10 protein-coding genes are annotated in these 9,380 nt (G+C 74.1%); 4 read left to right on the top strand and 6 right to left on the bottom strand.

What is annotated here, in order from left to right; genetic code table 11:
- Together AC156L_RS23855 and AC156L_RS23850 are read left to right on the top strand one after the other, a co-directional pair.
- A partial coding sequence (locus AC156L_RS23855) for a sensor histidine kinase (RefSeq protein ID WP_484407278.1) occupies positions 1–1,183 on the top strand: 1,183 nt, incomplete at its 5' end.
- A 242-nt stretch (positions 1,184–1,425) separates the two neighbouring features.
- Positions 1,426–1,617, top strand: a complete 192-nt coding sequence (locus tag AC156L_RS23850; RefSeq protein WP_330874566.1) for a DUF4342 domain-containing protein — start codon at positions 1,426–1,428, stop codon at positions 1,615–1,617.
- Positions 1,618–1,663: 46 nt separating this feature from the next.
- Here the strand turns inward: AC156L_RS23850 and AC156L_RS23845 are convergent, their stop codons facing one another.
- The 3 genes from AC156L_RS23845 to AC156L_RS23835 all read right to left on the bottom strand — a co-directional run bounded on the left by AC156L_RS23845 (position 1,664) and on the right by AC156L_RS23835 (position 4,323).
- A complete protein-coding gene (locus AC156L_RS23845; protein WP_330874564.1) occupies positions 1,664–2,614 on the bottom strand; it encodes an ornithine cyclodeaminase family protein in 951 nt (316 codons plus the stop codon).
- A gap of 46 nt (positions 2,615–2,660) precedes the next feature.
- Entirely contained in the window at positions 2,661–3,350 is a 690-nt protein-coding gene (locus AC156L_RS23840; protein WP_330874563.1) for a hypothetical protein, read from the bottom strand.
- 94 nt (positions 3,351–3,444) lie between these two features.
- Positions 3,445–4,323 (bottom strand): helix-turn-helix domain-containing protein, encoded by an 879-nt coding sequence (locus AC156L_RS23835; RefSeq protein WP_330874561.1) that lies wholly within the window; start codon positions 4,321–4,323, stop codon positions 3,445–3,447.
- Positions 4,324–4,502: 179 nt separating this feature from the next.
- Between AC156L_RS23835 and AC156L_RS23830 the strand changes: the two genes are divergently transcribed.
- The gene (locus AC156L_RS23830) at positions 4,503–5,369 is read left to right on the top strand and encodes an SDR family oxidoreductase (protein ID WP_330874559.1); all 867 of its coding nucleotides are present in this window, start codon (positions 4,503–4,505) and stop codon (positions 5,367–5,369) included.
- Here the strand turns inward: AC156L_RS23830 and AC156L_RS23825 are convergent.
- The gene (locus AC156L_RS23825; protein ID WP_330874557.1) at positions 5,335–6,150 is read right to left on the bottom strand and encodes an SCO6745 family protein; all 816 of its coding nucleotides are present in this window, start codon (positions 6,148–6,150) and stop codon (positions 5,335–5,337) included. The genes AC156L_RS23830 and AC156L_RS23825 overlap by 35 nt on opposite strands.
- Positions 6,151–6,235: 85 nt before the next feature.
- Positions 6,236–6,913 carry a GntR family transcriptional regulator gene (locus tag AC156L_RS23820; protein ID WP_330874556.1) on the bottom strand — a complete coding sequence of 226 codons (678 nt, stop codon included), beginning with the start codon at positions 6,911–6,913 and terminating at the stop codon, positions 6,236–6,238.
- Positions 6,914–6,986: 73 nt separating this feature from the next.
- On the opposite strand from AC156L_RS23820, the gene AC156L_RS23815 reads away from it, so the two are divergent.
- Positions 6,987–7,544, top strand: a complete 558-nt coding sequence (locus AC156L_RS23815; RefSeq protein ID WP_330874554.1) for a YbhB/YbcL family Raf kinase inhibitor-like protein — start codon at positions 6,987–6,989, stop codon at positions 7,542–7,544.
- 685 nt (positions 7,545–8,229) lie between these two features.
- Here the strand turns inward: AC156L_RS23815 and AC156L_RS23810 are convergent.
- Positions 8,230–9,380, bottom strand: a 1,151-nt coding sequence (locus tag AC156L_RS23810) for a neutral/alkaline non-lysosomal ceramidase N-terminal domain-containing protein (protein WP_484407276.1), incomplete at its 5' end; no start/stop codon positions are given.

The following is a 9,380-nucleotide window of genomic DNA, read 5'->3' as shown; positions in this document are numbered from 1 at the left end:
TGGGGCGGGGTTCACGCCGGATGACGAGGTGGTGCTCCAGGCGTTGGCCGCGGCGGCGGGGGTGGCGATCGAGAACGCGCGGTTGTTCGAGCGGTCGCGGATGCGGGAGCGGTGGTTGGAGGCGACCGCGGAGATCAACTCGGAGTTGTTGGGCGGTGCGTCGGCGCAGGACGTGTTGCGGCTCATCGCCCAGCGCACGGTGGAGCTCACCGGCGCGCACTCCTCGATGATCGTGCTGGGCGACGAGGGTTCGCTGTTCGTCACGGCGGGTGCGGGGCCGCAGGTCGAGGAGATCATCGGCTCGGACCTGTCCGAGCGCACGTCCGCCATCGCGGACGTCGTGGGCACCGGCGTTCCCACGGTCGTCGAGACCCTCGGCGAGGACCTCGGTGACGGGGCCGGGGAGTTCGGGCCGGGGATCGCGGTGCCGATGCGGGCGGGTGCGGTCGTGACCGGTGTGCTGGTGGCGGTGCGGCGCAAGGGGGAGCCGCCGTTCGTGGCCGACCAGTTGCCGGTGCTGGCGTCGTTCGCCGACCAGGCGGCGCTGGCGTTGCAGTTGGCGGAGAAGCAGCGTTCGCTGCGGTTGCTGGACGTGCTGGAGGACCGCGACCGCATCGCGCGCGACCTGCACGACCACGTGATCCAGCGGCTGTTCGTGACCGGCATGAGCCTCCAGGGCAGCCTGCGCAGGATCAGCGACGCCGAACTCCGCGGCCGGGTGACCACGGCGGTGGAGCAGTTGGACCAGACCGTGCGGGAGATCCGCACGGCGATCTTCGACCTCCAGAGCGCGGGCGACGGCGGGGTGAGCCTGCGCAGGCGGCTGCTGGACGTGGTCGCCGAACTGACCGAGCCGACCGAGTTGTCGCCCGCCGTGCGGATGTCCGGGACGGTGGACAACTCGGTGTCCGACGAGCTGGCCGAGCACGTGGAGGCGGTCATCCGCGAGACGGTGAGCAACGTGGTCCGGCACGCGCACGCCACGACCGTCACGGTCACGGTGGAGGCGGGCGACGAACTGGTCGTCTCCGTGGTGGACGACGGCGTGGGCGTGCCGGACGACGTGGCGCGCAGCGGACTGCTGAACCTGGAGCACCGGGCGCGGCGGTCCGGCGGCTCGCTGTCGGTCCGCCCCGACGTCGGTGGCGGCACCAGGGTCACCTGGCGGGTTCCCCTGGACTGAGGCCACGTCCGCGCCACCGCGGTGCGGGTTCGGCACCGCATCCCGGATCCGGTGGACGGGTGCGGCAGCGCACTGCGCCGTTGGCGTGGCGGTTCCTGGTCCGATCGCCACGATCCACAGTGGACCCACCGGCGCCGCGGGACCTTCGGCCCCCGACAGCGGACTTTGGCCACTGCGATTCCGCGCGTGGATCCGCCAGGCTGGACCCGACACCCCCGAGCGGGAGGCCTTCGGTCATGCCGATGCGCGAGAGCACCGTCGACGGCCCGGTGGAGCACGACGTCCACCGCGTCGTCGTGAAGGACCACGACGGGTACCCGGTGGTCGAGGTGGCGATGCCGTTCGGGGTGCTCGCCGTCGTGGTGACACCGCTGGTCGCGGCGGCGGGAACGGTCGCGGCGCTCGCCGCGGACTGGACGGTCGAAGTGGAATGACGCCGCGACGTCCAGTTCAACCGTCCACCGCGGACTGATCTGCTCGTCAGCGGCCGTCCGCGCGGGAGCGCAGGCGGCGCAGCGCCTCGGCGGCGACCGCGAGGTCCTCCCACGCCATGCCGACCGACCGGAAGAGCCGCGGTCCCGTGCCGCGGACCGGTTCGCCCCGCACCACGTCGGCCAGCACGTGCAGGTCGGCGCGGTCGAGCGCGCCCCCGCGCACGGCGGCGGCCACGTCACCGGCCTCGCGCAGAGCGGTGTCGACGTGCTCGACGACCACGGACGACCGCCGCACGGTGGCGTCGTCGAGTTCCCGCGCGTCGAGCGTGTGCGCGCCCATCGCGACGACCACGGCGTGCGCCGCCAGCCTGGTGCCGTCGAACAGGGGCGTGCGCGACGACGTGCAGCACAGCACGAGGTCCGCGCGGTCGACCGCGTCCGGCCCGGCCGGTACCACGGGCACGTCGAACGCCCGGTCCGCCGCCTGGTCGTCGCAGAACGCCGCCGCCGCCTCCGGGGTCCGCCCGACGACCTCCACCCGCTCGACCCGGCGGACGGCCGCGACGGCCCTGAGGTGCGCCGCCGCCTGGGGCCCGGTGCCGTGCACGAGCAACCGCGGTGTGCAGGCGGGCGCGAGCACGTCCACGGCGAGAGCGGACAGCGCCGACGTCCTGAGCAGGGTGAGCGCCGCCCCGTCGACGAGCAGGACCGGCTGGAGCGTCGCGGCGTCGTGGAGCAGGTAGCTGCCGGTGATCCGGGGCAGGCCGAGCGCCGGGTTGCCGGGCGCGACCCCCACGACCTTGACGCCCACGACCCCGCCGCCCTCGCTCGGCATGACCAGCAGTTCACCGTGGGTCAGGGGGACCGCCGTGCGCGGCGGTCCCGCGGAGTCCCAGTCGCCCGCGAGTAGTGCGTCGCGCAGCGCGCCGAGCGCGGCGTCGGCGGGCACGAGCGCGAGCAGGTCGCGGCCGTCGAGCCGGGGGAGCGGTGGGGTCACGCCACGGAGTCCACCAGACGCGCGGTCCGGTTTCGAGCCCCCGGCGTCACGGGCGGGGCAGGTGGGCGGCGACCTCCGCGAGCGCGTCGAGGGTGTCGTGGTCGAGCACGCCGGTGGCGGTCTCGGCCTCCGCGACGGTGAGCGAGGTCCCGGTGACGTCGCTGCCGTAGTTCTGCCCGGTGAACGCGATGTCCGCCAGGCCGAGCAGCGACGAGCCGAGCGGGCGCACGTCGCCGCTGCCGTGGACGTCGATGACCGCCTTGAAGTCGCGCACGTCGCCCGCGCGGCGGAACCCGACCCAGGCGATGGAGACGACCGCGCTGTTGCCCGCGTCGTCGCCGACGGTCAGGATCGCCCTGTCCAGCGAGGCGCAGGGCGTGCGGGCGAGGAACTCGCGGACCCGGCCGTGCGAGGCGCTCAGGCACTCGGCCTGGGTGCGGACCTCCTGGCGCAGTCGGCGCATCCCCATGCGCCGCCACGCGCCGACCGGGTCGCCCTCGCGCGCCGACCTCTGGCCCTCCGCCTTGCGGGTGCGCAGGTCGGCGGCCCGGCTCGACCCCGCTCCCGCGCCACCCCCGCCGCCGGACCCCACCAGCGCCCCACCTCCGCCGTACCCGACCAACCCCAGGGCCAGGACGCTCGCCGCCACGACGACGCCGCTGTTCCCCTTTTTCTTCTTCTTGCCGCTGAGCGGTCGAACCTTGCCGGACTTGTCCGTGAAGAATCCTGCGGGCACGTGCGTTCCCCCGGTGCTCCGTCGTTCCCCTCAGCAGTCGAGGGTGCGTCCGGATGCGACGGAGGTCTACGCAGAACAGCGGTTTCCGGGGGCGTCACCCGCCCCTGGTGCCGGAGCGGAACGCCAGCGGGGAGCGGCCCGTGCGCTGGAGGAAGAACTTGCTGAAGTTGGTGGCGCTGGAGAAGCCCAGCCGGGAGGCGACGCGGGCGGCGGACTCGTCGCCGTGGGCGAGCAGCCGCTTCGCCTCCAGGACCACCCTGCGGTCGATGAACTCCTTCGCCCCGACACCGGTCGCGGCCAGCGCGGCCCTGGACAGGGTCCTGGGCGAGTAGCCCAGCAGCAGCGCGTAGTCCTCGACCCTCCTGGACCGGCCGAAGCCCTCCTCGACCGCGTCGCGGAACCGCAGGAAGGCCTCACCGGGGTGCGGGCTCGGCCTGCCCGCGTCGGCGCCGAGGTGGGCCAGGCGCAGCACCAGGGCGGAGAGCAGGTGCCGCAGCGCCAGGGTGTGCACCGCGAGGGGCAGTCGACCGAACGCGTGGAACTCGCCCGTCAGGTGGTCGACGGCCGTGCGCAGGGCGGTGACGTCCTCGCCGGTGGGCGTGTGCAGGACGGGCGCGTGCGGATCGTCCAGGCGGGCGGCGGTCGTGGTGGCCGCGTCGAGGAAGTCCTGCTCGAACAGGACCAGCGTGCCCTCGGCCCGGCCGGGGTCGCTCCACTGCTGCACCTGGCCCGGCCGCGTCCACAGCCACGCGCCCGGTTCGAGGACGTGGTCGGTGAAGTCGACCGTGTGCGTCAGCGAGCCGTCGGTGAGCGTGAGCAGGTGGTGGAAGGTCAGCCGCAGCGGCACCGCGAGCGAGCCCGGCGGCACGCGGGAGCGCAGGTCGGCGAGCGACAGCACCTCCACACCGGACGGCGTGCCCGCCGGGGCGGTGAAGGCGATCTCCCGAGGTGCCGCGTGTCGGTTTTTGACCATGACCGGTCGCGAGCCTACCTCCGCTCCGCCCTGTTCACGGCCTAGTTTGGCGGTTGCCGCACCAGCGGTGGGAACGAAAGGGAACACATGATCGACCGAGACCACGCGGACGTGCCCGCGGAACTCGCCGGGAGGGCGCTGCCGATCGCGGCCGTGACCTCCAGGATGGCGGTCCACCCGTGACCGGGGACACCACGTTCGCGATCACCGGCGCCACCGGTCGCCTCGGAGGCCGGGTCGCCCGGCGGCTGGCGGCCGGGGGCGTTCGGCAGACCCTGCTGGTCCGCGACCCCGCGCGAGCACCGGACCTCGCGGGAGCCGCGGTCGCGACGGCGGGCTTCGGCGACGGCGACGCCGTGCGGCGCGCGCTGCGGGGGATCGACCGGGTGCTGATGGTGTCGGCCGCCGAGACCCCGGACCGGGTCGAGGCGCACCGGTCGTTCGTGGACGCCGCGACCGAGGCCGGGGTCCGGCACCTCGTCTACGTCTCGTTCCTCGGCGCGGCGCCCGACGCGACGTTCACCCTCGCCCGCGACCACTGGGCCACCGAGGAGCACATCCGGGCGAGCGGCCTCGACTTCACGTTCCTGCGCGACAACCTCTACGCCGACTTCACCCCGGACCTCGTCGGGGCCGACGGCGCCATCCGAGGGCCCGCCGGGGACGGGCGGGTGGCCGTCGTCGCGCAGGACGACATCGCCGACGCGGCCACCGCCGTGCTCACGGCCGCCCCGGCGCACGCGGGCGCGACCTACGACCTGACCGGTCCCCGGTCGCTGACGCTCGCCGAGGTCGCGGCCGTCCTGTCTCGGGCGTGGGGGCGGTCGATCACCTACCAGCCGGAGACCGTGGCCGAGGCCTACCGGTCACGGGCCTCGTCCGACGTCCCGGACTGGCAGGTGGACGCCTGGGTGTCGACCTACACCGCCATCGCGGCAGGCGAACTGGAGGCGGTCGGCGACGCCGTCGAGGTCCTGACCGGTCGGCCCGCCACACCGCTGGAGGCGGTGGTCAGCTCAATCGTTCGTACGCGCCAGCCGTGGTGAAGGCGTCCGCGATCGGCCGCAGGAGCGAGGCGAGCCGACGGGCACCCGCGTCGCCGATCGGCGCCCACAGCGCCGCGCAGTGCTCGTCGGTCTCGACCTCGATCCGCTCGCGCGCCGCGATCCCGACCTCGGTGGCGGTGCCGTCGGCGTGGAGCCAGCCCCTCGCCACGAGCCGGGCCGTCGCCGCCGCCCACTCCTCGTCGTCCCACCCGCGGGTCGCCCGCGCGAGCGCCGTCGGGAGGCGACCGGTCGCCGTGTGGATGACTGTGCAGTCGCACGGCCCGAGGCCGTTGTCGGCGAGCACGACCAGGTGCGCGTCGCCCCGCCACTCGCGCAGCACCGCGACCTGCTGCCACAGCGCGACGAGCGGGTCGGCCGGGAGCGGGACCGCCGCGTTCGCCGCGGCCAGCGCCTTGCCCGAGTGGTCGGCTCCCGCGACGACCGGGTCGACCAGCGACCGCGCCTCCGCGATCCGGTCGGCCGTGAGGGGCACGCCGACGCGCCGCATCGCGCGCTCGACGACCGCGAAGCGGGCGGCCTGCCACCGTTCGGGCGGTGCGGCGTCCCACGCGTCCGCCACGGTCCGCACCGCTCGCGGGCTGAAGTTGTAGAAGGTCGCCAGCACGACCTGCCACGGGACCGCGCCCAGCGCCGCCGCCCGGAACGCGAAGTACGCGGGCCGCCGGTCGGTGACGCCGAGTCCGGCGGCCTCCTCCGCGGACTCGGGGACGAGGTAGACGAACAGGTGGGCGGCCGTGACGGCGAGGCTGACCTCGCGCACGGCGGTGGTCCCCCTCGGCGGACGCGGCCCGGCGAGGGGTGCGGGACACACCACGGTTGTCCTCCTGGGGTGCGGGGGGATGACGTCAGCCGTTCTTCCCGGCGTGTTCGGCCTTGTCCACGAGCACGGCGGCGGTGGTGCCGAGGTGCGCCACGAGGGCGTCGGCGGCTGCCTCGCCCTGGCGGCTCAGCGCCAGCTGTTCGAGCCGGAGGTGCTCGGCCTCGGCGTCGCGCCTCGGCGACTTGGCGGCCGACCAGCGGCGGGACAGCTCACTGGCGGTCCACAGCCGTTCGAACACGTCCAGCAGCACGTCGTTGCCGCACGCGTCGAGCAGCGCGCGGTGGAACCCGTGGTGCGCGGCGGCCCACGCGTCGGAGTAGTGCGCGTCGTCGGGGTGCGCGTACGGCGGCGTGCCCGCGAGGCGGTGGTGGGCCGCGCGCACGCGCGTCTCCCACTCCAGGTCGCCCCGGCCGATCGACATGCGCAGGATGGTCGGCTCGACCGCCGCCCGTGCTTCGGCGATCACCTGCCACCGCGCGTCACCCGCGTCGGGAACCACGAAGCCCCGGTTCGGCAGCCGCTCGGCCAACCCCTCGCCGACCAGCCGCAGCAGGCACTCCCGGACCACCGCGAGGCTCACGACCTGCTCGGCGGCCAGTTCTTGCGGCTTCAAAGCCTGCCCCGGCCGGAACCGACCGTGCAGGATCGCCGCCCGCAGCGACTCGTACGCCCGAACCGACGGCGCCACCCCGTTCTCATCCATGAAGTCGACTCTAGCGCAGATAATCGATTATTGTTAGCGTAATCGACTAGTTCACCGAGAATGGAGTTGTCACATGACGACCAATGACCCGTTCGCGCGCCTGCCCGTCGTGCCGAGCTTCACCGTCACGAGCACCGGGGTGCGGGACTGGCTGCCGCTGGCGGACGCGCAGCTGTCGGGCATGTTCGGCGTTCCGGGGGGTCGGGACGCGAGCCCGCAGCTGTCCTGGTCCGGGGCCCCGGCCGAGACCAGGAGCTACGCCGTGACCGTGTACGACCCCGACGCGCCCACGATGTCCGGGTTCTGGCACTGGGCCGTCGCGAACATCCCGGCGACCGTCACGTCCCTGCCGGAGGGAGCGGGCGACGACACCGGCTCAGGCCTGCCCGAGCCCGCGTTCCAACTGCCCAACGACGCCCGCGCCGCCCGCTTCGTCGGAGCCGCCCCGCCCGCGGGCCACGGTCGGCACCGCTACGTGATCACGGTCCACGCGCTCGACGTCGAGGACATCGGGGTCCCCGCCGACGGCACGCCCGCGCTGCTCGGGTTCACCATGGCCTCACACGTCCTGGCACGGGCCACGCTCACCGGCACCGCCGAGACCCCCGCCACCGCGACCCCGGCGGCATAGCGGCGGGTGGGCTGGGTGGGCGGCAGGCGGCTCAGGGCTCACCGACAGGCAGCGCGGCGCCCGACCGCCGAACGCTCGACGATCGGCGGTCGAGCGCCACGCGCCGGGAGGTCGGGGCCGGGAGGTCGGGGCCCAAGCGGCTGGCAGCAGGCGGGTCGCGGGTCGCGGGTCTTCGATGGCACCAGCCGGGTCTCGGCTGGCGGGCGGTGGATCGTGGGTCGTGGCTGGCAACAGTTGGCTAGCTGCTTAAGGGCTGGCGGGTGGCAGCTAACGGGTGGTGGCTGGCGAGTCGTGGGTGGCGGGTTGTGGCTGGCGGGTCGCAGGTCGCGGGTCGCGGGTGAGCATCCGGCGGTCAACCACGCCGCAGCCGAGTGCCGTGCCGCCGGGCTGTGGCGCGGATCCTGTGGCCGGCCACCGGCCCGGCCACCCTCGACGGGTGCCCGGTCTGCCGCCGTGCGGCAGCCGTCCGGCCACCCGGCCACCCCCCCCGGTGCCCGCCCGACCACCGGCCACCCACCCGGTGCCGCCCGGCCGCCCGGCCGCCGGCCACCCCACCCGGTGCCCGCTCGGCCGTCCGGCTACCCGGCCCGACACCTCCCGGCGACCACCGCTCACACCGAGCGCCCGACCAACCCCCACGGGTCGGGCACCGGCCCGCCGCCCGACCGAACGGCCATCCGAACGGTCAGCCGACCGTGAACGTGGTCGTGGTCCCGGTGAACGCCGTGATCGCGCCCGTCCACCCGCTCTTCCAGTCCCCGTGGTGCACGATCCGGTACGTTCCCGCGGGCGTGCCTACCGGGATGGCCCAGGTGATCGTCGCCTCCGAGTTCGCCACGCCCGACCGCCGCCACTGGTAGCGCGTGGACCAGTCGCCGTCGTCGGCGTGGCGGGTCCACCGGCCGTTCACCTGGCGCTGCACCTCCAGGAACGTGCCGTTGCGGCGCAGGTTGTTCTTCGGGTGGCCCGTGACGAACACCGAGGTGACCGTCTGCCCGCTCGTGTACGACGCCGAGGGCTGGGTGAGGACCTGGCCGAAGCTCTGGCCCGGTGCCTTGTCGTCGAACACCACGCCGGTCTGGAGGTTGAGGTCGGTGAGCGGCGGCTTCGTCGGCGTCGGACCGGCGGGCAGCGGGGTGCCCGCGCGCATCGACGCGGCGAGCTTGCCGAACTCCTGCTGGTAGGCGGGCGTGGTGTTGCGGCCGAACAGGGTGGAGCCGCCCTCGTACTGCTGGAGGTCGTACTCCTCCGGCGTGGTGACGTACTGGCTGTAGTCGTTGGCGTAGCCCTGGATCAGCACGTTCTGCACCGGCACGCCGAGCTCGGCGGCGACGGTCTTGCGGATGCGCAGGCCCGCGGTGATCGTCACCTCGGACGGCATCGCGACGAGGTGCAACTGTCCGATGCGGACGATCTGCAGCGGCACGATGTTCGGCGTGGCACCGATCAGGCCCGTCGGCACCAGCGACGCCTTCGGGAACTGGCAGTCCCGCAGCCACTGCGGAACCTCCATCTGCAGCGGTTCGAACAGCTTCTTCCACGGCGACTGCATGCCCTCGGAGAAGCCGGGGAGCGCCGGACCGTCCTCGATGCTGCCCGCCATCGTCGACGCACCGACGACACCGTTGCACGTCGTGCCGGCCTTGCCGTCACTGGTGAAGCGGCCCTCGACCTGCACGGCCGACATGTCCACGAACCGCATCCGGTAGTCGACACCGCCGGACATCGCGGCCTGCGGGCCGTGGTAGACCTCCTGCGCCTTGCGGTTCTGGCGCTCGCCGATGACACGGGCGTTCTCCCACTCGTTGTCGGTGGGGCCGGAACCGGGCTTCAGGT

This window comes from Umezawaea sp., from assembly GCF_057122925.1.
The sequence above is the reverse complement of the archived record's forward strand: the minus strand, read 5'-3'. Positions and strand labels throughout refer to the sequence as shown.

Bases quoted from the DNA above. Each gene is read 5' to 3' on its own strand.
- AC156L_RS23820 (WP_330874556.1), bottom strand. From the start codon at position 6,913: ATGGATGAGAACGGGGTGGCGCCGTCGGTTCGGGCGTACGAGTCGCTG.
- AC156L_RS23815 (WP_330874554.1), top strand. From the start codon at position 6,987: ATGACGACCAATGACCCGTTCGCGCGCCTGCCCGTCGTGCCGAGCTTC.
- AC156L_RS23835 (WP_330874561.1), bottom strand. From the start codon at position 4,323: ATGGTCAAAAACCGACACGCGGCACCTCGGGAGATCGCCTTCACCGCC.
- AC156L_RS23850 (WP_330874566.1), top strand. From the start codon at position 1,426: ATGCGCGAGAGCACCGTCGACGGCCCGGTGGAGCACGACGTCCACCGC.